Source organism: Nonomuraea sp. NPDC049028, from assembly GCF_043197735.1.
Lineage (GTDB): Bacteria > Actinomycetota > Actinomycetes > Streptosporangiales > Streptosporangiaceae > Nonomuraea.
The window spans coordinates 52,162-73,131 of the sequence record NZ_JBICTR010000014.1 but is presented as its reverse complement, the minus strand read 5'-3'; the positions used below and the strand labels follow the sequence as shown (position 1 = coordinate 73,131).

25 protein-coding genes are annotated in these 20,970 nt (G+C 69.3%); 10 read left to right on the top strand and 15 right to left on the bottom strand.

Features of this window, described 5'->3' with window-relative positions; all coding sequences use genetic code 11:
- Nucleotides 1-15: 15 nt before the first annotated feature.
- From tatC to ACGFJ2_RS45845, 5 genes are read right to left on the bottom strand one after another with little or no spacing between them, the layout of a single operon-like run.
- Complete coding sequence (gene tatC / locus ACGFJ2_RS45865; RefSeq protein ID WP_225291256.1) at nucleotides 16-870, bottom strand: twin-arginine translocase subunit TatC; 855 nt, start codon at nucleotides 868-870, stop codon at nucleotides 16-18.
- Nucleotides 871-903: 33 nt separating this feature from the next.
- On the bottom strand, nucleotides 904-1,224 hold the full coding sequence (gene tatA / locus ACGFJ2_RS45860) for a Sec-independent protein translocase subunit TatA (RefSeq protein ID WP_363994143.1): 321 nt from the start codon (nucleotides 1,222-1,224) through the stop codon (nucleotides 904-906).
- A 28-nt stretch (nucleotides 1,225-1,252) separates the two neighbouring features.
- Nucleotides 1,253-1,453: a hypothetical protein gene (locus ACGFJ2_RS45855; RefSeq protein ID WP_393479388.1), complete on the bottom strand. Its 201-nt coding sequence runs from the start codon at nucleotides 1,451-1,453 to the stop codon at nucleotides 1,253-1,255.
- Nucleotides 1,450-2,415: a WYL domain-containing protein gene (locus ACGFJ2_RS45850; protein WP_357951731.1), complete on the bottom strand. Its 966-nt coding sequence runs from the start codon at nucleotides 2,413-2,415 to the stop codon at nucleotides 1,450-1,452. Before ACGFJ2_RS45850 ends, ACGFJ2_RS45855 begins: the two co-directional genes overlap by 4 nt.
- Nucleotides 2,412-3,362 (bottom strand): WYL domain-containing protein, encoded by a 951-nt coding sequence (locus ACGFJ2_RS45845; RefSeq protein ID WP_358185986.1) that lies wholly within the window; start codon nucleotides 3,360-3,362, stop codon nucleotides 2,412-2,414. Before ACGFJ2_RS45845 ends, ACGFJ2_RS45850 begins: the two co-directional genes overlap by 4 nt.
- Nucleotides 3,363-3,458: 96 nt before the next feature.
- Between ACGFJ2_RS45845 and ACGFJ2_RS45840 the strand changes: the two genes are divergently transcribed.
- A complete protein-coding gene (locus ACGFJ2_RS45840; protein ID WP_393479900.1) occupies nucleotides 3,459-4,499 on the top strand; it encodes a DUF3866 family protein in 1,041 nt (346 codons plus the stop codon).
- On the opposite strand, the gene ACGFJ2_RS45835 is transcribed toward ACGFJ2_RS45840, so the two are convergent.
- Both ACGFJ2_RS45835 and ACGFJ2_RS45830 read right to left on the bottom strand, forming a co-directional pair.
- Nucleotides 4,445-4,924 carry a DUF3291 domain-containing protein gene (locus ACGFJ2_RS45835; RefSeq protein WP_393479384.1) on the bottom strand — a complete coding sequence of 160 codons (480 nt, stop codon included), beginning with the start codon at nucleotides 4,922-4,924 and terminating at the stop codon, nucleotides 4,445-4,447. The genes ACGFJ2_RS45840 and ACGFJ2_RS45835 overlap by 55 nt on opposite strands.
- Nucleotides 4,925-4,957: 33 nt before the next feature.
- On the bottom strand, nucleotides 4,958-5,599 hold the full coding sequence (locus ACGFJ2_RS45830; protein ID WP_357951725.1) for a helix-turn-helix domain-containing protein: 642 nt from the start codon (nucleotides 5,597-5,599) through the stop codon (nucleotides 4,958-4,960).
- A 106-nt stretch (nucleotides 5,600-5,705) separates the two neighbouring features.
- Between ACGFJ2_RS45830 and ACGFJ2_RS45825 the strand changes: the two genes are divergently transcribed.
- Complete coding sequence (locus tag ACGFJ2_RS45825; protein ID WP_393479381.1) at nucleotides 5,706-6,488, top strand: GNAT family N-acetyltransferase; 783 nt, start codon at nucleotides 5,706-5,708, stop codon at nucleotides 6,486-6,488.
- Nucleotides 6,489-6,568: 80 nt separating this feature from the next.
- Here ACGFJ2_RS45825 and ACGFJ2_RS45820 read toward each other — a convergent pair whose 3' ends face one another.
- From ACGFJ2_RS45820 to prcB, 6 genes are all read right to left on the bottom strand, one after another.
- Complete coding sequence (locus ACGFJ2_RS45820; RefSeq protein ID WP_393479379.1) at nucleotides 6,569-7,465, bottom strand: FKBP-type peptidyl-prolyl cis-trans isomerase; 897 nt, start codon at nucleotides 7,463-7,465, stop codon at nucleotides 6,569-6,571.
- Between the two features lie 79 nt (nucleotides 7,466-7,544).
- On the bottom strand, nucleotides 7,545-8,483 hold the full coding sequence (locus ACGFJ2_RS45815) for an FKBP-type peptidyl-prolyl cis-trans isomerase (protein WP_357951720.1): 939 nt from the start codon (nucleotides 8,481-8,483) through the stop codon (nucleotides 7,545-7,547).
- Between the two features lie 74 nt (nucleotides 8,484-8,557).
- On the bottom strand, nucleotides 8,558-9,916 hold the full coding sequence (gene pafA, locus ACGFJ2_RS45810; RefSeq protein ID WP_357649547.1) for a Pup--protein ligase: 1,359 nt from the start codon (nucleotides 9,914-9,916) through the stop codon (nucleotides 8,558-8,560).
- A 141-nt stretch (nucleotides 9,917-10,057) separates the two neighbouring features.
- A complete protein-coding gene (locus ACGFJ2_RS45805; protein ID WP_357951718.1) occupies nucleotides 10,058-10,585 on the bottom strand; it encodes a hypothetical protein in 528 nt (175 codons plus the stop codon).
- A 305-nt stretch (nucleotides 10,586-10,890) separates the two neighbouring features.
- Nucleotides 10,891-11,691, bottom strand: coding sequence for a proteasome subunit alpha (gene prcA, locus ACGFJ2_RS45800; RefSeq protein WP_357952185.1), 801 nt, complete (start codon nucleotides 11,689-11,691; stop codon nucleotides 10,891-10,893).
- Between the two features lie 20 nt (nucleotides 11,692-11,711).
- The gene (prcB, locus tag ACGFJ2_RS45795; protein ID WP_393479375.1) at nucleotides 11,712-12,560 is read right to left on the bottom strand and encodes a proteasome subunit beta; all 849 of its coding nucleotides are present in this window, start codon (nucleotides 12,558-12,560) and stop codon (nucleotides 11,712-11,714) included.
- 172 nt (nucleotides 12,561-12,732) lie between these two features.
- Between prcB and ACGFJ2_RS45790 the strand changes: the two genes are divergently transcribed.
- From ACGFJ2_RS45790 to ACGFJ2_RS45770, 5 genes are all read left to right on the top strand, one after another.
- A complete protein-coding gene (locus ACGFJ2_RS45790; RefSeq protein WP_357951717.1) occupies nucleotides 12,733-14,097 on the top strand; it encodes an extracellular solute-binding protein in 1,365 nt (454 codons plus the stop codon).
- A gap of 122 nt (nucleotides 14,098-14,219) precedes the next feature.
- A complete protein-coding gene (locus ACGFJ2_RS45785; protein WP_393479371.1) occupies nucleotides 14,220-15,116 on the top strand; it encodes a carbohydrate ABC transporter permease in 897 nt (298 codons plus the stop codon).
- Nucleotides 15,113-15,931: a carbohydrate ABC transporter permease gene (locus ACGFJ2_RS45780; protein WP_357951714.1), complete on the top strand. Its 819-nt coding sequence runs from the start codon at nucleotides 15,113-15,115 to the stop codon at nucleotides 15,929-15,931. Before ACGFJ2_RS45785 ends, ACGFJ2_RS45780 begins: the two co-directional genes overlap by 4 nt.
- Complete coding sequence (locus ACGFJ2_RS45775) at nucleotides 15,928-16,230, top strand: ATP-binding cassette domain-containing protein (RefSeq protein WP_357951712.1); 303 nt, start codon at nucleotides 15,928-15,930, stop codon at nucleotides 16,228-16,230. Before ACGFJ2_RS45780 ends, ACGFJ2_RS45775 begins: the two co-directional genes overlap by 4 nt.
- Nucleotides 16,212-16,634, top strand: coding sequence for a TOBE domain-containing protein (locus tag ACGFJ2_RS45770; RefSeq protein WP_393479367.1), 423 nt, complete (start codon nucleotides 16,212-16,214; stop codon nucleotides 16,632-16,634). The genes ACGFJ2_RS45775 and ACGFJ2_RS45770 overlap by 19 nt, the downstream gene beginning before the upstream one ends.
- 172 nt (nucleotides 16,635-16,806) lie before the next feature.
- On the opposite strand, the gene ACGFJ2_RS45765 is transcribed toward ACGFJ2_RS45770, so the two are convergent.
- Nucleotides 16,807-17,694: an SDR family oxidoreductase gene (locus tag ACGFJ2_RS45765; RefSeq protein ID WP_393479364.1), complete on the bottom strand. Its 888-nt coding sequence runs from the start codon at nucleotides 17,692-17,694 to the stop codon at nucleotides 16,807-16,809.
- Nucleotides 17,695-17,781: 87 nt separating this feature from the next.
- Between ACGFJ2_RS45765 and ACGFJ2_RS45760 the strand changes: the two genes are divergently transcribed.
- The 3 genes from ACGFJ2_RS45760 (at nucleotide 17,782) to ACGFJ2_RS45750 (ending at nucleotide 20,260) form a co-directional block, all read left to right on the top strand.
- Nucleotides 17,782-18,420, top strand: a complete 639-nt coding sequence (locus ACGFJ2_RS45760) for a TetR/AcrR family transcriptional regulator (RefSeq protein ID WP_357951706.1) — start codon at nucleotides 17,782-17,784, stop codon at nucleotides 18,418-18,420.
- A gap of 170 nt (nucleotides 18,421-18,590) precedes the next feature.
- On the top strand, nucleotides 18,591-19,049 hold the full coding sequence (locus ACGFJ2_RS45755; protein WP_393479361.1) for a hypothetical protein: 459 nt from the start codon (nucleotides 18,591-18,593) through the stop codon (nucleotides 19,047-19,049).
- Nucleotides 19,050-19,201: 152 nt separating this feature from the next.
- Entirely contained in the window at nucleotides 19,202-20,260 is a 1,059-nt protein-coding gene (locus ACGFJ2_RS45750) for a DNA polymerase IV (protein ID WP_393479359.1), read from the top strand.
- On the opposite strand, the gene ACGFJ2_RS45745 is transcribed toward ACGFJ2_RS45750, so the two are convergent.
- Complete coding sequence (locus ACGFJ2_RS45745) at nucleotides 20,236-20,919, bottom strand: endonuclease VII domain-containing protein (RefSeq protein ID WP_393479356.1); 684 nt, start codon at nucleotides 20,917-20,919, stop codon at nucleotides 20,236-20,238. The two genes, ACGFJ2_RS45750 and ACGFJ2_RS45745, sit on opposite strands and share 25 nt — an antisense overlap.
- Nucleotides 20,920-20,970: the final 51 nt, after the last annotated feature.

Here is a 20,970-nt window from a genome sequence, read left to right as displayed (position 1 = left end):
CCCGGAACTTATCGCCTATCGGTCCGCTTCGGAATCCTGTTCCAGCGGTGACGCCTCGTCGTCGGACAGGTGGGAGAAGTCCTCGCCGGCGGGCAGTCGCCGCTCGCGTACGTACATGAACAACTCGGCCGCCGCGAACAGGACGATCATGGGTGCGGCCAGGGCCATCATCGCGAAGGGATCGCCACCCGGCGTGATCACCGCGCCGAACACGAACATGATGAAGATGACCATGCGCCGGTGCTTGGCCACCGTCGCGTGCGACAGCGCCCCGATGACGTTGAGGAACACCAGGAAGAGCGGCAGCTCGAACGACACCCCGAAGATGGCGATCATGATCAGGACGTAGTCGAGATAGTCGTCGATCCCGATGGTGGCGACCGTGTCGTCGAGCGAGAAGCCCAGCAGGAAGCCCAGGCTGGTGTGCATGATGATGTAGGCCAGCACCGCGCCCAGGGCGAACAGCGGGATCGCCAGGAGCAGGAACACGACCGTGTAGCGCTTCTCGTTGCGATAGAGCGCGGGCGTGACGAACGCCCAGATCTGGTACAGCCAGACCGGCGACGCCAGCACCAGGCCGATCATCGCCGACACCTTCAGCGTGATGAAGAACGACTGGAAGATGCCGCTGTAGACCAGACTGCAGTGGCCCTTGACGAGCTGCTGCGACTGGACGGTGTCACAGTAAGGGGCCTTGAGGATCGCCCACACGGGGTCGAAGAAGATCCAGCCGATGACGATGCCGACGACCACCGCGATCGTCGCGATGAGCAGCCGGTTACGCAGCTCCCGCAGGTGATCCATGAGCGGCATGCGGCCCTCGGGATCGCGGGCCGAACCTTCTCCGCTCGACTTCTTGAGCAGCGCCATCTAGCAGTCCCAGGAGTGCGAGGAGGGGCAGGGTCAGGCTTTCTTGTCGGCGCTGGCGCGCAGCTTGGCGGCCTGCTCCTCCAACTGGCGAGCCTGCTCCTCCACCGACAGCGCGGGCGCGGCGTGGATGGGCTGCGGAGGCGCGGGCTGCGGCTGGGCGGTCGTCTGCGTCGCCGTCTCGACCGTGGCCGGCCGGTCGTCGTAGTCGTCTTCGCGCAGCTTGGCCGTCTCCGACTTGAAGATGCGCATCGACCTGCCGAGGCCCCTGGCCATCTCCGGCAGCTTCTTAGCACCGAACAGCAGGACGAGCACGCCGGCAATGATCAGAAGCTCAGTGGGTCCGAGGTTTCCCATGAAACGTCCTTTTTGAGCGAGTGCTGTTTCAGCCACGATCGTACGCTGCCGGAGGGTAGGTCTCATCCCCCCGGTGCCTCAATCTGGCCTGCCTCGGCTCGAGCTGGGCCCGCGCCTCGGCTACTTCACTGCTCAGACTACGCGCGGCGGACAGGAGTCGTACACCCGCGAACCCGAGCGCGGCCAGCCCGGCGACGCCGAGCCCGGCCGCCACGAAGATCCAGGTCATGTCCGGTGAGCGTAGCGGCTCAGAGCCCGCTCGGCCTCCTCCCGCACCCGCTCGGCCATCGCGGGCGGCGAGAGCACCCTGCCGGTGTCGCCGAGGCGCAGCGCCAGCTTGAGCAGCCAGTCCTCGTCGCGGGCCCGCAGCGCCACCCGCAGCCGCCCCTCGCCCAGCTCGGTGACCTCCTCGCACGGGTAGTACTCGGCCACCCAGCGTCCGGCGGCGGTCACCTCCAGCTCGACCAGCTCGTCGGTGGGCGAGGGCCGGAACACGCCCTGCGCCACGTCGATCGGCTCGGCCTCGGCGGGCGGGTCGGCGGCCACCTCGAGCACGTCGACGCCGAGCATCCGGTCCAACCGGAACAGCCGCATCGCCTCGGCCCGATAGCACCAGCACTCCAGGTAGGTGCGGCCGTCGACGACGACCAGCCGCATGGGGTCGACCTCGCGCGGCGTCACCTCGTCGCGGCCCGGCACGTAGTAGCGCAGCGACAGGCGGCGCCGCCTGGTCAGCCCCTCGCGCACGCGCAGCAGCGCGTCGGGGGTGGCGTCGACGTCGACCGCGACCTGGCTGCTGACGGCCGCCGCGCCCTCCCCGGCGGCCCGCTCCAGCTTGGCGACCACCCGGGGCAGCGCGTCGCCGGGCACCTCGGCCAGTTCCGGCATGGCGGCGAGCATGCGCAGCGCGACCAGCAGCGCGCTGGCCTCGTCGATGCCCAGCCGCAGCGGCCGGGCGATGGTGTCGGCGTTGTCGATGAGGATCTCGCCGCCGTCCCACGACACGTCGATCAGGTCGCCGGGCGTGTGGCCCGGCAGCCCGCACATCCACACCAGCTGCAGGTCGTCGATGAGCTGCTTCTCGCTCAGCCCGAACACCCCGGCCACCTCGCCGAGCTGCGCGCCCGGGTGCGACATCAGGTACGGCACCAGCGCGAGCAGCCTCGGCAGCCGGTCGGCGGATCCACTCACGCCAGCGCTCCCTTCAGTCGGCGGATGACGGCCTCGCGGGCGTCGGGCGGCCCGACCACCTCGACGTCGGCGCCCAGGCTGGCCATCCAGCCGGCCAGCCGTTCGGGGTCGGTGAAACCCAGCTCGACCTCATCCCACCCGTCCGAGCCCGCCCGCACGGCCGTGGACAGCTGCCGCAGCCCCTCGCAGGCGCCCTCCCGTACGCGGATGACGGCCGTGCGCCCCTCGACCGGCTCCTCGGGGAAGCCGACCATGGCCCGCAGGTCGACGCCGGGCGGCACCTCGACCGAGCCGGGGCGGCCGACGGTGGCGACCTGCCCGGTGATGCGGCTGAGCCGGAAGGCGCGCGGCGCGTCGCGGCCGCGGTCGAACCCGGCGAGGTACCAGCGGCCCCGGCGGCTGACCACACCCCAGGGCTCGACCGTGCGGCTGCGCACGCTCTCGCTGCCGGCGCTGCGGTAGTCGAAGCGCACCAGGCGCCGGTCGCGTACGGCGTCCCACAGCGCGGGGAAGGCCGGGTCGCGGGTGTCCAGGCGCAGCTCCAGCGCTCCGGCGCCGATGGTCTCGTCGGTGGCCACGCCGCCCGCGCGCAGCTTGAGCAGCGCCCCGGAGGCGGCCTCGGCGAGGCTGGCGCGCTGCCACACCTGCGCGGCCAGGCCGAGCACGGCGGCCTCGTCGGCCTCCAGGGTGATCTCCGGCAGCTCGTAGGACTGGCGCTCGATGCGGTAGCCGGGCTCGTCCTCCCACGGGTCGCGCACCACGTCGATGGGGATGCCGATCTCGCGCAGCTCGTTCTTGTCGCGCTCGAACATCCGCTGGAACGCCTCGTCGCCGTCCCGGTCATAGCCAGGGACGGCCTGGCGGATCTGCTCGGCCGACAAAGGGCGGCGGGTGGCGAGCAGGCAGATCACCAGGTTCAGCAATCGCTCGGTCTTGCGGCGCGACATCCTGCCTCACTCCTCCTTCAACGACGCTACCCTGCCCGAGTGATCAGATGGCGCAAGGGCGAGGTCGTGCGGATCCGGCGCGAGTGGCCGGGAGCCATGGAACTGGACGTCGCCGTCTCCGGAGGGGACCACCAGCCGGGCGTCGAACCCGGCGGGACGTACCGGGCACTGGCCTATCCGCTCCTGGTGGGCCGTCCGGAACCCGGCGACGAGGTCCTGCTCAACACGACGGCACTCGCGATGGGTCTCGGTACGGGAGGTTACGCCATGGTGGTGGCAGTCCCGAACCGTTTACCGGAAGATCCGCAGGGACCCGGGCACCTGGTGAAGGCCCGCTACACCCCGTTGCAGGCCACCGTGCTCGGCGCCGACGAGCAGGACTCGCCCTTCCACGAGGTCCTGCGCGAGGCCGACTCGGTCGACGGCATGCCGGTGGTGGTCGCCGACCTGCACTCGGCCCTGGCGCCGATCCTGTGCGGCCTGTACGAGGCGCGCCCGGGCGTACGCGTCGCCTACGTGATGCAGGACGGCGGCGCACTGCCCGCCTGGTTCTCGATGGCCTGCGCGAAGTTGCGGGAGATCGACTGGCTGGCCGGGGTGGTGACGGTGGGACAGGCGTTCGGCGGCGACGTCGAGGCGGTGACCGTCCATACCGGCCTGCTGGCCGCCAGGCACGTGCTGGAGGCCGACGTGGCGATCGTCACGCAGGGGCCCGGCAACCTCGGCACGGGCACGCGGTGGGGCTTCTCGGGCGTCTCGGCGGGCGAGGCGGTCAACGCCGCCGCGGTGCTGCGCGGGCGCCCGGTGGCGGCGCTGCGGGTGAGCGAGGGCGACCTGCGCGAGCGCCACCTCGGCGTCTCGCACCACTCGCTGACCGCCTACGGCCGCGTCGCGCTGGCTCCGGCGCGGGTGGCGGTGCCGCTGCTGCCCGGGGAGTTCGGGGAGCGGGTCAGGGACCAGTCCGAGCTGCTGGCCGTCCGGCACGAGCTGGTGCCGGTGCCGGTCGGCGGCCTGCACGAGGCGCTGCGCGACTCGCCGGTCAGGCTCTCGACGATGGGCCGGTCCCTGGAGGAGGATCTGGCCTACTTCCTGGCCTCGGCCGCGGCGGGCAGGTGCGCGGCCTCGCTGCTGTCGTAGGAGTCCTTGTACGTGAACGCCTCGGGGCTGGGTCCCTCGGCCTTGAGGCGTTCCAGGCGCGCCATGCCCTCGGCGAGGGTCGGGATGTGACCCTCGGGGATCCACCACATCACCATGTACGGCTCGGCCATCCGCAGGAACCACTCCCTGCGGCGGCGCAGCACGTCCAGATGGGCGCTGCGGTAGACGAAGTTCCACAGTGAGTCGAGCGATTCCCACACCGAGAAGTTGAGCAGCAGGTGGTCGCCGTAGTCGTGCGTGAGGGTCGCGGTCGGATCCTCGTCGCTCTCCTTCATCCGCCACACGAATCCTGGATAGCCGTCGGCGAGGGTGTTGACGGGCTCCAGCGCGGCGACGAACTCGGCCAGCTCGGGGCTGTCGATCGGGGCGCGCATGTGGGCGATGTTCAGCTCGGCTAGATGCATGACGCTCAGCACACCACCCCTCGTCCTTCTATGTCAATCTTCTTTTGTTTTAGAAAGCGTTACGCAGCACTCGCCCGGCCGCGGATCCAGCCGGGCCCGCCCGGGATCGTCGCCGAGCCCTTCGAGCACCCCCCGGCACAGGGCCAGGTTCATGGAGCACACGAGCAGCGGCTGCTCGTGGCTCAGCACGTGGAAGGGGCAGTTGCGCATCCGCAGCGTGCCGCCTTCGGCGTAGGGCTCGTAACCCCGCTCACGCAGCACCGCCTCGACGGGCTCACTGCGCCCCCGGCCCAGCCGCTCCCCCGCCGCGCGCGCCGCCTTCTCGGCCGCCTCCTCGGCGCCGAGGGAGTCGACGACCTCGGCCAGCACCGAGGCGAGCGCCACGTAGTCACGCGGCGGCAGACTCACCGACCGCTCTCCCCCGGCCCTGCGGTAGACCTTCGCGGGCCGCCCGCTGCCTGGGCCCTTCTTCTCCTGCTGTCTGAAGGCGCTCTCCAGCAGCCCGGCGTCGACGAGCTTGTCCAGGTGGTGCCCGGCCAGCGTCCTGGACACCCCGGTGATCTCGGCCGCCTCTCCCCGGCCCAGGTCGCCGCCGCTGCCCGCCACAGCCTCGTACAGGCTGCGCCGCACCGGATCGTGCAGCAGCGCCAGGGCCTCGAGGTCGTCATCGCTCACAGCGGGAGTCTAGGCGCCCCTCTCCACCGCGGACCGCACCGCCATCTCCCGCTGGCGGCCGTACCGCCATCTCCCGGCGCAGGCCGCACCCCCTAGGCTTCTCCCCGTGAGCGAACCCTCCCCCCTTCTCACCGCCTACGACCGCACCAGGTTGCGCGTCCCGGAGCACCCCGCCGACGGGCTCGCGTACGAGATGGACGGCCCGCTGCTGCGCGTCACCGGCAGGTTCCGCGGCTTCGTCGAGGGCCCGCCCGTGCTCGGCGTCGAAGGCGACCGGCTGGACGCGCTGATCGCCCGCCAGCGCGACCACTTCGCGGCCCGCGGCGAGGCCGTGGAGTGGAAGACCCGCGCCCACGATCTGCCCGCCGACCTGCCGGACCGGCTCGTCCGCGCGGGCTTCGCGCCGGAGGAGCGGGAGACGGTGCTGGTCGGCGTCGCCAAGGAGATGCTGGACGCGCCGCCCCTGACCGCGGGCGTGACCATCCGGCAGGTGACCGCCGACGCCGACCTGCGGGCCATCGCCGCCATGGAGTCGGCCGTCTGGGGCGAGGACTGGAGCTGGCTGGGCGAGGACCTGATCCAGCGGGTCACGACCGATCCCGGCGGCATCGCCGTACTGGTGGCCGAGGCGGACGGCCGGGTCGTGTCGGCCGCCTGGCTGGTGCACATGCCCGGCACCGGCTTCGCCGGGCTCTGGGGCGGCTCCACGCTGCCGGAGTGGCGGGGGCGCGGCATCTACCGCGCGCTGGTCGCCCGGCGCGCCCAGCTCGCCGTGGCGGCCGGGGTGGACCATCTCCAGGTGGACGCCTCGGACGACAGCCGGCCGATCCTGGGACGCCTGGGCTTCCACACGGTGACCACGACCACGCCGTACGTCTGGACGCCCTGACCCCGCCCCGTTCGCTCCAGCACACGACAAGGACCATCACAGCAGACCGTCAGGACATCTCGGCAGGCCGCCAGGACGTCTCAGTAGGCGGCCAGGACGTCCACCACGAAGACCAGCGTGTCGGCGGCGCGGATGCCGAAGGCGGGCCGGCCCGTGGGCCCATAGCCGTAGGCGGGCGGGACGATCATCAGCACGCGGCTGCCGACCGGGACGCCCACCAACGCCCGGTCCCAGCCCTTGATCACACTGCCGTCGCCGATCGTGAACGCCTTCGGCTGCCCGGTGCTCCAGGTGGCGTCGAAGATCCGCCGCTGCCCCCAGACGGCCCCCTCGTACTGGGTGACCAGCAGCTGCCCCGCGCGCGTCCGGCGGCCCGTCCCCTTGGCCAGCACCTTGGCGGCGAACCGGCGGGGCGGCGCGGTCGCGGGCACCGAGAGCCCCGGCCGGGCGCCGCCGGTCACCCGCACGCCCGCCAGCGACCCGGCCCGCCCCTTGACCGAGGCGTTCTTCGGGTGCGCGCCGAGGATGTCGATCACGTAGAACAGGTCGTCGCCCGAGCCGACCCCCTGCGGCGGGTTCGCGCCGAAGCCGTCGGCCGGCGGGATGGCGGCGATCACCCTGCTGCCCACCTTGCGGCCCCGCAACGCCAGGTCCAGGCCGGGCATCAGCCGGCCGACCGGGAAGGCGGCGGGGGCGCCGCGGTTGAAGCTGGAGTCGACGAGCCGGTTCTCCCCGCCGTCCCAGACGTGCGCGGTGTACTGGACGATCGCCACGTCGTCCTTGCCCAGCGGCGCGCCCTTGCCCTCGGTGAGCTGGTCCACCTGCAGCCCCGCCGCCGGCTTGCCGGCCGGGAAGACGATCGTGGGCTTGGCGCCGAACCGGCCGCCCACCTTCAGCTCGGGATCGCCCGTCTCGGTGCCGGTGCAGGCCGTCAGCAGGGCCAGCGGTAACAGCAGCACGGCGGTACGGCGGCGCATCGGACCCCTCCCGAGCGGGCGGCCCGGCGACGGTGTCGTCGCCGGGCCCGGAGATGCTACCGCGTTATCAGATCACCCGTCAGTAAGCCGACAGTACGTCCACCACGAACACCAGCGTGCTGTTGGCCGGGATGCCGTTCTGCTCCTGCTTGCCGTAACCGAGGTCCGGCGGGATGCTCATCACGACCCGGCTGCCGACCGGAACCCCGGCCAGGCCCTTCTGCCAGCCCTGGATCACGTTAGCGAGCGGGAACGAGGCCGGCTCACCCTTGGTCCAGCTGGAGTCGAAGACCTTGTCGGTGCCCCAGATCTTGCCCGTGTAGTGGGCGACCACGGTCTGGCCTTCCTTGACCTTCGCGCCGGTGCCCTGGATCACGGTCTTGACCACGAGGTCCTTGGACGGCTTGTCCTTGGTCTTGGTGGTCAGCTCGGGCGCCTTGTCACCACCCGGGTTGACGACCTTGACACCCTTGATGCTCTCGCCGACCTCCTTGCCGGTGGCCGCCTTCAGCGCCGCGGGCGGCGCCCCGACCACGTCCACGACGAACACCTTCGTCGGCTGCGGCTGCTGGCCCTGCTGCTGCTGAGCGGCGTCGGCGGCCAGCACGGCCAGCACCCGGCCGCCGTGCTTGACCTTGGAGAAGCCGTCCTGCAGCACCTGCGGCAGCTGCTGGTCGACCGCGATGGTCTCCGGCGCCTTGGAGTCGTAGGAGGAGCCTTGGAAGGCGTTCTGCTTGCCGTCCCAGTTGTAGACGGTCAGGTTGATGATGATCTTGTCGCCGCTCTTCACCTGCGGGCCCGTGCCAGGGGTCAGCACCTCGTAGGAGGACTTGGTGGCGGGCGAGCCGGCGGGGAAGGTCACCGTGGGCTTGGCGCCCACATTGCCGGTGACCTGCACCTTGCCCGGAGCGCTGCTCGCGGTGGCGGCGGCTCCGTTGGCACCCGAGTCGGAGCCGCCGCACGCGGCGGCGAAGAAGATCAAAGGCACGGCGGCCAGAGCGGCCAGAGCGCGGCGCATGGATTTCCCTCGGAAAGACGTCAGATTCGCGTCACCCTATCCGACAACGAAGTAGGGCCGTGGTAAACCAGTCGCTACATTCCGGCGATGAGCTTGTCCACCCGCTCGTCGACGCTGCGGAACGGGTCCTTGCACAGCACCGTGCGCTGCGCCTGGTCGTTCAGCTTGAGATGCACCCAGTCGACGGTGAAGTCGCGCCGCTTCTCCTGCGCCTTCCGGATGAACTCACCCCGCAGCCGCGCCCTGGTCGTCTGCGGCGGCACCGACTTGGCCTCGAAGATCTTCAGGTCGGACGCCACCCGCTCCACCGAGCCGCGCTTCTGCAGCAGGTAGAACAGGCCGCGCTTGCGGTGCACGTCGTGATAGGCCAGGTCGAGCTGCGCCACCCTCGGCGACGACAGCGGCAGGTCGTACTTCTTGCGGTAACGCTCGATGAGCTGGTATTTCGTCACCCAGTCGATCTCGCGCGCCACCAGGTCGAGGTTGCCGGTCTCGACCGCGTGCAGCGTCCGCTCCCACAGCTCCAGCACCCGGCGCGCGATCGGGTCGCCGCCCCGCCGGTCGACGAAGTCCTTGGCCTTCGACAGGTATTCCTGCTGGATCTCCAGGCTCGACGCCTCACGGCCGTTGGCCAGCCGCACCCGGCGCCGCCCGGTCATGTCGTGCGACACCTCGCGGATGGCCCTGATCGGGTTCTCCAGCGACAGGTCGCGCATCACCGTGCCCGCCTCGATCATGCGCAGCACCAGGTCGGTGGCGCCGACCTTGAGCAGCATGGTGGCCTCGCTCATGTTCGAGTCGCCGACGATGACGTGCAGACGGCGGAACCGCTCGGCGTCGGCGTGTGGCTCGTCGCGCGTGTTGATGATCGGCCTGGACCGGGTCGTCGCCGAGGAGACGCCCTCCCAGATGTGCTCGGCCCGCTGCGACACGCAGTAGACCGCGCCGCGCGGCGTCTGCAGCACCTTGCCCGCGCCGCAGATGATCTGCCGGGTGACCAGGAACGGGATCAGCACGTCGGCCAGCCGGCCGAACTCGCCGTGCCTGCCGACCAGGTAGTTCTCGTGACAGCCGTAGGAGTTTCCCGCGGAGTCGGTGTTGTTCTTGAAGAGGTAGATGTCACCGGCGATGCCCTCTTCGCGCAGCCGCTTCTCGGCGTCGACGAGGAGTCCCTCGAGGATGCGCTCGCCGGCCTTGTCGTGGGTGACGAGTTCGATGACGTTGTCACACTCGGGTGTTGCGTACTCAGGATGGCTGCCCACGTCGAGGTAAAGACGTGCGCCGTTGCGGAGGAAGACGTTGCTCGATCGGCCCCAGGACACGACCCGCCGGAACAGGTAGCGCGCGACCTCGTCGGGGGACAGCCTGCGCTGTCCCCTGAACGTGCAGGTCACGCCGTACTCGTTCTCCAGCCCGAAGATGCGACGATCCATCACCTCACACTATGCCCACGGATCGTCAAGCGGGAGAGATCTTCCCCGTGTTTCCCTCGCGGGCTTCCGTCCGTCTCGCGAGGCGGCCCCGCCGGATGGTCACACCGGCGTCATTTTCCGCTCGTACTGCCGCTTGGGGCGTCAGGGGGTGTAGATCTCCTGGACCTGGACGATCTCGCCCTTGTAGACCGTGATCAGCGACGGGTGGGCGTTGCCCTTGTGCCGCTTGATCAGGACCGACCGCGAGCAGCGCTTGCTGCCGAGAGCGTCCTTCTTGCCGACCGTGAGGTCGCCTTCGGCCACCTTGCAGCCGAACGCCGACAGGAACACCACGTTCTTGGCGATCCGCGAGGAGTAGGCCATCGAGTCACCCTCGGGCGGGGTGACGAACTGCCCCTCCGTCATGGTGCCCTTCTTCCACTTGACCGGCGTGTACTCGGCGGTGTCACCGCTGAGGTGCGTGATCAGGCCACGCAGGATGCCGTCGTGGCGGGGGGAGATGTGCTTGGTGAAGTCGTGCTTCGGGTCGGCCTGGAAGGTCGTGCCGAAGGTCTTGGGCGCCTTGAACTTGGGCAGGCCCGTGGTGGCGGCGTTCGCGGCGGTGGCGGCCGTAAGGACGACGGTCGCGGCGGCGGCGCCGGCGAGGAGGGTACGCATCGGGTTCTTCACGCCTTCTGAGATCCTTGTTCCCGCTCGACGGTTCGCCCAAATACGTGTGAACCAGGTCACACTCCCCAGGACTCGCGGGCCGTCTCGTGCCGGCGTCCGCCCGATCCCCTGTCCAGCCGGGCGGACGCCGGCCCTGTACGACAAAAAGCTCGGACGGGCGAAGATCGCCCGCCCGAGCAAGACGAGATCAGAGCACCCGAGCCACGCACTGCCGGAGCGTTGGCCATCGGATCATTGGCCATGGCCGGCCGCGCACTCCCGGAGCGTTGGCCATCGGCTCATCGCGCGCTCCCGGAGGCGGTGGCCTAGAGCGGCGGCGAGCCGTCGTCGACGTCGCCCTCAGGACCGGTCGGAGGCGGGGTGTCGGAGCCGGCGTCGGATTCGAGCGGAGAGCCGCCGGCGGCGGGCGGAGTGGCAGCGGGCGGGGTGGCGGCGAGGAGACGCTCCAGGCGCGGCCCCGCGAGCCGCTGGAACTTGCGGTGCTCGCGGTTGCGGTCCAGCACCGCCACCTCCAGCTGCCCCACCGGCGGGCGTTCCCCACCGGGCTCCGTGAGCGCCATCAGCGCCACCTCCAGCGCGGCGGCCAGTGGCATGCCCTCGCGGTAGCCCTCCTTCAGCCGCGTCGCCACCGCCTCCGCCTGGCCGCCCATCGCCGCGAAGCCGTGCTCGTCGAAGACCGACCCGTCGAACGTCAGCCGGTAGATCGCGTCACCCTCCGGCGTGTCACCCACCTCGGCCACCACGACCTCCACCTCGAGCGACTTGATCGACTCGGTGAAGATGCGGCCCAGGTTGGAGGCGTAGAGGTTGGCCAGCCCACGACCCGTCACATCGGAGCGGTCGTAGGTGTAGCCGTTGATGTCGGCGTAGCGGATGCCGCCCAGCCGGAGCTCCTCGAACTCGTTGTAACGACCCACCGCCGCGAACCCGATGCGGTCGTAGATCTCACTGACCTTGTGCAGCGCCCGCGACGGGTTGGGCGCGACGAACAGGATGCCGTCCTCGTACTGCAGCACGACGACGCTGCGACCCCGCGCGATGCCTTTGCGCGCGTAGTCGGCCTTGTCCCGCATGATCTGCTCAGGGGACGCATATCCAAAAGGCATGGACACGGAAGGGGTCCTTTCTAGCGCAGCGGGGCGATGGGGCCGTCAGGGGAGATGAGGCGCAGCTCGAGCATCTGCTCGACGTAGCCGGCCACCTCGTCGTCCGACAACCGGCGGAAGCCGTCGGCGTCGATCACCGAGACGATCGGCCAGATCTTCCGCGTCACATCGGGCCCGCCGGTGGCCGAATCGTCGTCCGCCGCGTCGTACAGCGACTGGATCAACGCCATCACCGTGTCGTCCGCCGACATCCCATCGCGGTAGAGCTTCTTCAGCGCCCCCCGCGCGAAAATCGAACCGGAACCGATCGCGTCGAACCGGTCACGCTCGTAGGGGCCGCCCGCCACGTCGTAGCTGAAGATCCGCCCGCCGTCGCGCTCCGCGTCATAGGCGGCGAACAGCGGCACCACCACCAGCCCCTGCATCGCCATGCCGAGATTGCCGCGGATCATCGCGGCCAGCCGGTTGGCCTTGCCGTTGACCGATAGCGTGCGGCCCTCCAGCTTCTCGTAGTGCTCCAGCTCGACCCGGTAGAGCCTGGCCATCTCGATGCCCGTGCTGGCCGTGCCGGCGATGCCCATGCACGAATAATCGTCGGTCCTGAACACCTTCTCCACGTCACGCTGAGAAATGATGTTGCCGGACGTCGCCCGCCGGTCGCCCGCCATGACCACGCCACCCGCGAACGTGGCGGCGACGATCGTGGTCGCGTGCGGAACCTGGTCGCCGATCGGCGTGGCCAGAATCTCACCACGCACCGGAAGCAGCCCTGGCGCGCGCGAACCGACGAACTCGGTGAACGAGGAACTTCCGGTGTTGTGGAAAAGCTGGTCCATCAAGCCGACGGGCAGATCCCTGTGCGATGCCACGCGACTCCCTCCCAAACGTCACTGTCCCTAAAGGGGACCCTACTCATGTTGCGTCGCTGTCTGCACTTCCCACGATCAGCCCACGGCGAACCGGTCACCAGATCGTTTCTTTACGCCCAGTAGAGGCCGTGCGATTGTCGGTATGTCTGCACGTCCTGAACAGGAGGCCGACATGCGACTCCCCAGCCGACCTGCGGTGATCGCGGCTCTCGCCATCGTGTCCCTCTGCTCCTGCGGGAGCGGCGCGCCCGCAGGAGGGGAGGGCATCACCCTCGTCATCACCGCCAACTCCATCTCCGGCGGCAAGAACTCCGAGTCCGCCGACTGGATCAAGCGATGGGTGATCCCCGGCTTCGAGCAGACCCACCACAACGTCAAGGTGCTCTTCCAGCCCAGCGGGGTCGACGACGAGCAGTACAAGACCAAGATCGCGCTCGACCTCAAGTCCAAGGCCGGAGCCGACGTCATCGACCTCGACGGCATCTGGGTCGGCGAGTTCGCCCAGGCCGGCTACATCAAGCCGCTGGTCGAGTTGGGCGGGCCCGCCGTCGACTCCTGGGAGGGCTGGTCACAGATCCCGCAGGCCGTACAGGGGCTCGGCGTCTTCGACGGCAAGAAGTACGGCCTGCCCCAGGGCACCGACGGGCGCGTCCTGTTCTACAACAAGACCCTGTTCAAGAAGGCCGGCCTGCCCGACCCATGGCAGCCGACGAGCTGGGAGGACATCCTGACGGCCGGCGGCAGGCTGAAGGCCGCGGGCGTGCCCACCCCCATCCAGATCAACGCCGGCACCGCGATGGGCGAGGCCACCACCATGCAGGGCGTGCTCCCCCTCCTCGCCGCCGCCGGGTCCGAGATCTACGCCGACGGCAAGTGGACCGGCGCCACCCGGGCCATGAAGGACGTCCTCGGCTTCTACCAGCGGCTCTACGCCTCTGGGCTCAGCGACCCCAAACTGCAGCAGGAGGCCAAGGGCCGCGACAAATCCTTCGCCCAGTTCGCCGCCGGCAAGATCGGCATCCTGGCCGAGAGCGACTACTTCTGGCGATCCGTCATCGAGCCGAAGGCCGGGGTCGCCCCCATGGCCGACCGCGACTCGGCCGTCGGCTACGCCGAGATCCCCGCCAAGAACCCCGGCGGCGCCATCCGCGGCCAGGACTTCGCCAGCATGTCGGGCGGCGCCGTACGAGTGCTGAACCCCTTCTCCAAGAACCCCAAGCTGGCCTGGGAACTGCTCGCGTTCATGCACTCCGCGGCGGCCACCAAGTCGCAGCTGGCCGGACAGGCCCGGATCAGCTCCCGCGGCGACGTCAACAGCGAGGTCCTCACCGCCGACCCGATGCTGAAGTACATCGCCGACAAGGTGCTGCCCATCACCGCCTACCGCCCCGGCCTCGCCGTCTACCCCCAGGTCTCCGTCGCCCTCCAGGAGGCCACCGCGGCGATCGTCAGCGGCAAAACCGCCGACGAGGCGGCCGCCGCCTACCAGACCAAGCTGGAAGAACTGGTAGGCGGCGCGGACCACGTCGCCGGGTGAGAGCGCCATGAACCGTGAGGGAGCGCCTGGGCCTGGACTGAGGAACGCAGGGAGCGAAGCGACCGGAGAGACGAGGGAAGGCACAGGATCCCAGCGACCGAACCGCGATCCGAAGGATCGCCATGGATACTGACGCGGTGGGGCTCGGCAGGACGCGAGCGGCCGGGTTCATCCTGCCCGCCCTCGTCCTCATCGCCGTCTTCCTCGTCTTCCCCGCCCTCTGGACGATCTACCTCGGGCTCACCGACTATCGCCTCACCGGCCTGGCCGCCGCCGACCCCCAGGTCGTCGGCCTGGACAACTACATCACCACGCTGACCGACCCACGCTTCCTCAGCTCGCTGTGGCTCACCGTCGTCTACGTCGGCGGCTCGGCCGTCCTCGGCCAGGCCGGGCTCGGCTTCACCCTCGCCTGGCTGCTGCGCACGCGCCGCGGGCCGCTACGACGGGCCGTCGAAGGCGTCGTACTGCTGTCGTGGATCCTGCCCAGCACGGTCGTCGGCTTCCTCTGGTTCGCCCTGCTCGACCGCGACGACGGCACGCTCAACGCGCTCCTGCGCACGCCCGGCCTGGGCTGGCTGCTGGACTACCCGCTGCCGTCCATCATCGTCTTCAACATCTGGCGCGGCACCGCCTTCTCGATGATGCTGTACGCCGCCGCGCTGGAGAACGTGCCACCCTCGCACCTGGAGACCGCCCGCCTGGCCGGCGCCTCCGTGCCGCAGCAACTGCGCGACGTCGTCTTCCCGCTCATCCGGCGGCACGTGCTGACCAACCTGCTGCTGATCAGCCTCTGGACCTTCAACGACTTCACCCCGTTCGTCCTCACCGGCGGCGGGCCGGAAGGACGCTCGGAGATCCTGCCCGTCTACGTCTACAACATCGCCCTCAAAGGCGGCGAACTCGGCGTGGGCGCCGCCGTGTCCTTCCTCATCCTGCTCATCAACCTCGTCTTCGCCCTGGCGTACCTGCGGCTGCTGCGCGGCCGGCGCCGCACGGCGGGAAGGCCACCGGCATGATCCGGCACACCATCGGACGGCTCGCCGCCACCATGTTCATCGCCATCGTCCTGGCCTTCTTCGCGCTGCCCATGCTCTGGCTGGCCAGCGCCCCCTTCGACGCCACCCCAGCGATCACCACCTCCATCCCGGACTTCACCCTGCGCAACTTCGCCGCCATCCTGGACAACCCCTACGCCCTCGGCTCCATCCGCAACTCCCTCATCCAGGGCGGCGGCGCCGCCGCGCTCGTCGTCGTCCTGGCCGCACTCGCCGCCTACGCCCTGTCCAGGGTCCGCGTCCCCGGCCGCGACGTGCTGCTCTATCTGCTCCTGCTGCTGTCGTCCGTCGTCACCGGCACCGCCGCCATGGTGCCCATCTTCGAACTCGCCACCAGGCTCGACCTCATCGACACCCACCTCGGCGTCATCCTCGTCGTCTCCGGCGGCCTGCTGCCCGCCGCCATCTTCATCCTCAAGGACTTCATGGACGAGACGCCGACCACCTACGAGGAGTCGGCGCGCGTCTTCGGCGCCTCATCCCTGCAGATCCTGCGGCACATCGTGATCCCCCTCGTACGGCCCGGCCTGGCCACCATCGCCGTCTGGGCGCTGGCCAGCGTGTGGGGCGGATTCCTGTTCCAGTTCATCCTGCTGCGCGACCCCGACAAGGCCCCCGGCTCGGTCATCCTCTACACCCTCTACACCGAGGGCGGCTCACCCAGACTCGAGCTCATCTCCACCTTCTCACTGCTCTACTCGCTCCCGGTGGTGGCGATGTACCTGTTCGTCTCCCAGCGGTACGGCTTCCGCTTCCACGGAGGGATCAAACGGTGATCTCGCTGCACGGCCTCACCAAGGTGTTCCCCGGCGGAGTACGCGCCCTCGACGGTCTCGACCTCACCATCGCCGACGGCGAGTTCTTCGCCCTGCTCGGCCCGTCGGGCTGCGGCAAGACCACCCTCCTGCGCACCGCCGCTGTCCAACCTCGACGCCCGGCTCCGTCTCGACGCCCGTACCTTCCTCAAGCGCCTGCAGCGCGAGCTCGCCCGTCACTACCGTCTTCGTCACCCACGACCAGGCCGAGGCCCTCGCCCTGGCCGACCGCATCGCCGTCATGTCCCACGGCCGGATGACCCAGGTCGGCACCCCCGCCGAGGTGTTCCAGCGCCCCGCCACCCCCTTCGTGGCCGCCTTCATCGGCTCCACCCCCATGAACCTGCTGCCCGGCCAGATCACCTCCGGCACCCTCCACGTCGCCGGCGCCACCCTCCCCGCCCCCGCGGGCATCGCCGGCGGAGATCTCGTGTACGGAGCGCGGCCCGAATATCTGGAACTCCTGCTCCAAGCCCGCCCCGACGCCTTCCCCGGCACCGTCTCCGTCCTGGAGAACCTCGGCACCAGCACCCTGGTCACCCTCGGGACGGACGACGCCCTCATCCAGGCCGTCGTCCCCGAAGGCGAAGAACCCCCCATCGGCGCCCCCGCCTGGGCACTCCCCCGCCGCTCCCTCCTCTACCGCGACGGCCGCCTGCTCTGAGAGAGGTGTCCACCGGGGTCCGGGTCCCGCACGTCCTAATGACCTCTCGCACGATGATCGGGGCTGGTGTAGAGAGGTAGTGGGCGGGACCTGCTGACAGGCTGACTCAAGTGATGGTCGTTTCCCTGAATTGCGGCGGGTGGACGGGGAACGCGCCGAGGGCGGCAGAACGTCAGAGTCGTTCCCGGCCGCTCGGGTGGTTGATCTCCAGCCATGTCGGCAGGGACAGCGGCTCGCCGAACCGGGCCCAGACCGCGCTGGAGTCGACGATCTGCGGCCGGGTGTCCAGCAGTGCCCCCATCTGCATCTGTCGGGCGAGGACCGCGTTGAACGGCCTGGTCAGCGGGCTCATCACGCGGAGCATCCCGACTGGCATCTTGTTCTCACCCTTGATCTTCAGGCCCAGCGAGGCCGCGATGAGCTCGTTGACCTTCGTGAGCGGTAGCGCCTCGGGGCCGCCGAGGTCGGCGGACCAGCCTTCGCCGGGGCGCATGGCGAGCGCGGCGGCGACCTTGGCGACGTCCTTGCCGGCTACCCATGAGACCGGGTTGGTGCCCGAGCCGAATACGGTGGCCTTCCCCTGCTTAGTGATCGACTCGGTGAGCATCTCCACCCAGGTGTCCATCAGGTGGGTGGGCCGCAGGATCGAGTACGGCAGGCCGCTGGTGCGCAGTAAGCACTCGGCCTCGAACTTGAGCCGGAAGAACTCGACGGGGCTGTCGGCGTGGGCGCTGGCGGAGGAGATGTAGACGAAGTTCTCGACCGCGGTGTCGCGTGCGACGCCGATGAGGCTGGGGATCCCGGCGCCCTCAATGCCCTTGGGGCCGTTGTTCCCCTTGCCGTTGCCGCCCTGGACGGTGCAGACGATCGCCTCGGCCCCGGTCGCGGCTCGGACCAGCGTGCGCCGGTCGTGCACGTCGCCCGCGACAACCTCAACGCCCTGGACCGCGTTCGCCGTGGCCGGATCGCGGGTGACGACGCGCACTGCCTTTGCCTCCTGGCGGAGTTGTTCCACAATCTGACGGCCGAGTCTGCCCGTCCCGCCGAACACGACGATCATGCTGTTCCCCTAACGATGTTCATAGATCTAACATTGTTAGGAATTAGACCGGCGATAGGATGTCGGCGTCAAGAGAGAGGACGCATCGTGACGACGAAGACCCAGCCCGAACCAAGCGCCAGCAAGAAGCGGCGTGAGCGGGAGCGGGAGGAGATGCGCGCCCGACTGCTGGAGGCAGCCCGGGTCATCGCCTCCCAGGAAGGCTGGAACGCAGTCACGATCCGCCGCATCGCCGGCAAGCTCGAATACAGCGCGCCGATTCTGTACCAGCACTTCTCCAATAAGGAGGATCTGCTGGTCGAGCTGATGATGCTCGGCTTCGCCGAACTCGCTGAGCAACTGCGCCTGGCGGCGGAGGGCTCCCCTGAGGGGCGGCTGGTCGCGATGGCCGAGGCGTACTGGGCGTTCGCGTTCGCCTCCCCGGAGCTCTACCAGGCGATGAACGGCATGGATGGGGTGCCGTTCGGCACAGCCGAGACCCCACGGGAGGCCAAGAACGCCTTTCGTATCTTCCGCCTCGCGTTGCAGGGCATCGCGCAGATGCGGGGCGCCGAGTTGGCCGATCCCCCCGGCGCGGTCGACACGATCTGGGCCTTCCTGCACGGCTGCGTCTCGCTGGCGATGGCGGGCAGGATTGCCGGCGGAACGGAGCGCTGCAGAACGCTTATGTTGAACGCCCTGGAGCCGATGTTCGCTGCTCAACTGAGCATTTCAGGCAGATCTTGATCTTGGCAGTCGAGGCGGGATCTGTCTCAAGTAGATCGCGGGTCCCAAGCCCACGCTGGTCTTCGTCGACCGGGCGCTGGTGACGTTGGCGTTCATGCGCACCGGACTGCCGGTCACTGCCTTGGCCGCGTTGTATGGCGTGCACCGCTCCACCATCGACCATCGGCCAAGTGCGGCCGTTGCTGGCCGGACGCGGCTATGCCACCCCGCAGAGAATGCGCCTGCACACCCTGGCCGATGTGTCGGCCTACGCCCATTCCAAAGGGATCAAGCTGCGCATTGACGGCAGCGAGCTCCAAGTCCGCCGTCCCAAGCCGGCAAGCCGGGACGCCGACGTCCAGGTGGAGATGGACAGCGGCTACCGCGGCCTGCACAACGCTCACCCCGACCAGGTCAGCGTCCCACCGAAAAGACCCGGCAAAGACGCCCCGCCCGAGATCATCGCTGCCTTCGAGCAAGCCCGCCGCCAACAGTCCTCCGAACGCATATGCGTCGAGCACGCCATCGCCGAAAGCAAGAAATGGGCCGTCCTACTGCGCTGGACCGGAGAACGTGACGATCTGGAGGAGACCATCCGGGCCATCGGTCCCCTGGTCTCCGACCGCGCCGCCGAACGTCACGGGGGGTGATCCCCCATCACCCGAACACCTCAGGCAAGGCCGTCCTACTCCCAATCGTGCTCGAGGTCGTAACTCTGAGAGACGCGTCGACCAGGGACTGGGGCCCGTCTGAGAGACGCGTCCACCAGGGACTGGGTGCTGCACGTCCTACTCTGAGAGACATGTCCACCAAGGACTGGGTCCTGCATGTCGACCTCGACCAGTTCATCGCCGCCGTCGAGATCCTGCGCCACCCCGAACTCCGCGGCAGACCCGTCGTGGTCGGCGGCTCCGGCGACCCCACCCAGCCGCGCACCGTCGCCGCCACCGCCACCTACGAAGCCCGCGAACACGGCGTCCACTCCGGCATGCCGCTCCGCACCGCGCTCAAACGGTGCCCTGACGCCGTCTTCCTGCCCAGTGACCCGCCCGCCTACGAGGCCGCGTCCGAGCGCGTCATGGCCACGCTGCGCGGGTTTCCCGTCCTGGTGGAGATCTGGGGCTGGGACGAGGCGTTCATCGGCGCCCGGACCGACGACCCCGAGGCGCTGGCCACCGCCCTCCAGCAGGCCGTCCTGGCCGAAACCGCCCTGTACTGCTCCGTCGGCATCGGCGACAACAAGCACCAGGCCAAACTCGCCTCCGCCTTCGCCAAACCCGCCGGGATCTACCGTCTCACCGGCGACAACTGGGCCGAGGTCATGAACGACCGGCCCACCGACGCGCTCTGGGGCATCGGCGCCAAGATCGCCAAAAAGCTCGCCGACCTAGGACTCGACACGGTCGCCCAGCTCGCCGCCGCCGACCCCGCCGACCTGGCCCGCCGCTTCGGCCCCACCAACGGCCCCTGGTATCGCTATCTCGCCCTCGGCAAGGGCGAAGCCGAGGTCGTCACCACTCCCTGGGTCGCCCGCGGGCACAGCCGCGAAATCACCTTCCCGCACGACCTCACCGACAGAACCGAAATATTCACCCACATAGCCACATTGGCCCGACAGGTCGCCTCAGACGCGACCGCCGCCGGACGAGTGATCGTCCGCGTCTCGGTAAAGGTGCGATTCGCGCCCTTCCTCACCCGCACCCGCCAGTCGAAGCTCCCCTCACCCACCACCGACGCGGCCGAGCTGTCCCGCGCCGCCCTCACCGTGCTCGACCGCTTCGACCTCAACCGGCCGGTCCGCCTCCTCGGCGTGGCCGTCGAATACGCCCCACCGGATCAGACCCGGACCGCTCGCTCATAGAACTCGGACCGCATCTCCTCATCGGCGCGGATGAACTCCTGGATCTCCTCCTCAGACGCATCCTCGATGTCCTGCCACTCGACCGTCGCCTCGATGTAGGCCCACGCGCGCCGCACCACGCCCGAGTCGTCTCTGAACTGGCCGATGCCCGAGTTACACGGCAGACAGAGCGCGTGGCGCACATCGCCCGTACGGTGGCAGTGATCGACATGCTCAGGCGGCCGACCCCAGCACACGACACACAATCCATGCTGATCGGCGATCATGCGCTCAACGTCCTCGTGACGTATTCGATAACGCTGGGACAGGTGGTAGGTCCTGGTCGGCGCCACGGGCATCTCACTCCGCCGCTGCTCAGGCAGGACCACGAACTCCGGCCAGAAGATTTCGCCGTCGAGGTAGTGGGCCGCGAGCTCGAGCAGGACGGTGTTGTCACCGAAATGCCCCAGACCGTTGTTGCAGTTGAAACAGAGAATCCCGCGGACCAGCCCGCTGGCGTGACAGTGATCCACAAACACGCCCGGAACCACCTGGCAGATGGCACATAGTCCATTCTGCTGGGCAAGCATGCGCTCGAAGTCGTCCTCGGTGATGCCGTAGCGGAGCTTGAGCATGTAGTTCCGCTGGCTGCCATGATTCTTGATCTTGTTTTCCAGCATCACACGCGAGTGACACGGCCTGCAGTAATCGGTCAACCCATCGTTGCTGGC

What these genes read in the sequence shown, in the direction of transcription:
- ACGFJ2_RS45745 (WP_393479356.1), bottom strand. Translation starts at nt 20,919, where the DNA reads ATGCTGGAAAACAAGATCAAGAATCATGGCAGCCAGCGGAACTACATG.
- ACGFJ2_RS45765 (WP_393479364.1), bottom strand. Translation starts at nt 17,694, where the DNA reads ATGATCGTCGTGTTCGGCGGGACGGGCAGACTCGGCCGTCAGATTGTG.
- ACGFJ2_RS45820 (WP_393479379.1), bottom strand. Translation starts at nt 7,465, where the DNA reads ATGCGCCGCCGTACCGCCGTGCTGCTGTTACCGCTGGCCCTGCTGACG.
- ACGFJ2_RS45780 (WP_357951714.1), top strand. Translation starts at nt 15,113, where the DNA reads ATGATCCGGCACACCATCGGACGGCTCGCCGCCACCATGTTCATCGCC.
- ACGFJ2_RS45840 (WP_393479900.1), top strand. Translation starts at nt 3,459, where the DNA reads ATGGAACTGGACGTCGCCGTCTCCGGAGGGGACCACCAGCCGGGCGTC.
- tatC (WP_225291256.1), bottom strand. Translation starts at nt 870, where the DNA reads ATGGCGCTGCTCAAGAAGTCGAGCGGAGAAGGTTCGGCCCGCGATCCC.
- ACGFJ2_RS45845 (WP_358185986.1), bottom strand. Translation starts at nt 3,362, where the DNA reads ATGTCGCGCCGCAAGACCGAGCGATTGCTGAACCTGGTGATCTGCCTG.
- ACGFJ2_RS45785 (WP_393479371.1), top strand. Translation starts at nt 14,220, where the DNA reads ATGGATACTGACGCGGTGGGGCTCGGCAGGACGCGAGCGGCCGGGTTC.
- ACGFJ2_RS45815 (WP_357951720.1), bottom strand. Translation starts at nt 8,483, where the DNA reads ATGCGCCGCGCTCTGGCCGCTCTGGCCGCCGTGCCTTTGATCTTCTTC.
- tatA (WP_363994143.1), bottom strand. Translation starts at nt 1,224, where the DNA reads ATGGGAAACCTCGGACCCACTGAGCTTCTGATCATTGCCGGCGTGCTC.
- prcA (WP_357952185.1), bottom strand. Translation starts at nt 11,691, where the DNA reads ATGCCTTTTGGATATGCGTCCCCTGAGCAGATCATGCGGGACAAGGCC.
- ACGFJ2_RS45750 (WP_393479359.1), top strand. Translation starts at nt 19,202, where the DNA reads ATGTCCACCAAGGACTGGGTCCTGCATGTCGACCTCGACCAGTTCATC.
- ACGFJ2_RS45835 (WP_393479384.1), bottom strand. Translation starts at nt 4,924, where the DNA reads ATGCATCTAGCCGAGCTGAACATCGCCCACATGCGCGCCCCGATCGAC.
- ACGFJ2_RS45855 (WP_393479388.1), bottom strand. Translation starts at nt 1,453, where the DNA reads ATGACCTGGATCTTCGTGGCGGCCGGGCTCGGCGTCGCCGGGCTGGCC.
- pafA (WP_357649547.1), bottom strand. Translation starts at nt 9,916, where the DNA reads ATGGATCGTCGCATCTTCGGGCTGGAGAACGAGTACGGCGTGACCTGC.
- ACGFJ2_RS45790 (WP_357951717.1), top strand. Translation starts at nt 12,733, where the DNA reads ATGCGACTCCCCAGCCGACCTGCGGTGATCGCGGCTCTCGCCATCGTG.
- ACGFJ2_RS45770 (WP_393479367.1), top strand. Translation starts at nt 16,212, where the DNA reads ATGTCCCACGGCCGGATGACCCAGGTCGGCACCCCCGCCGAGGTGTTC.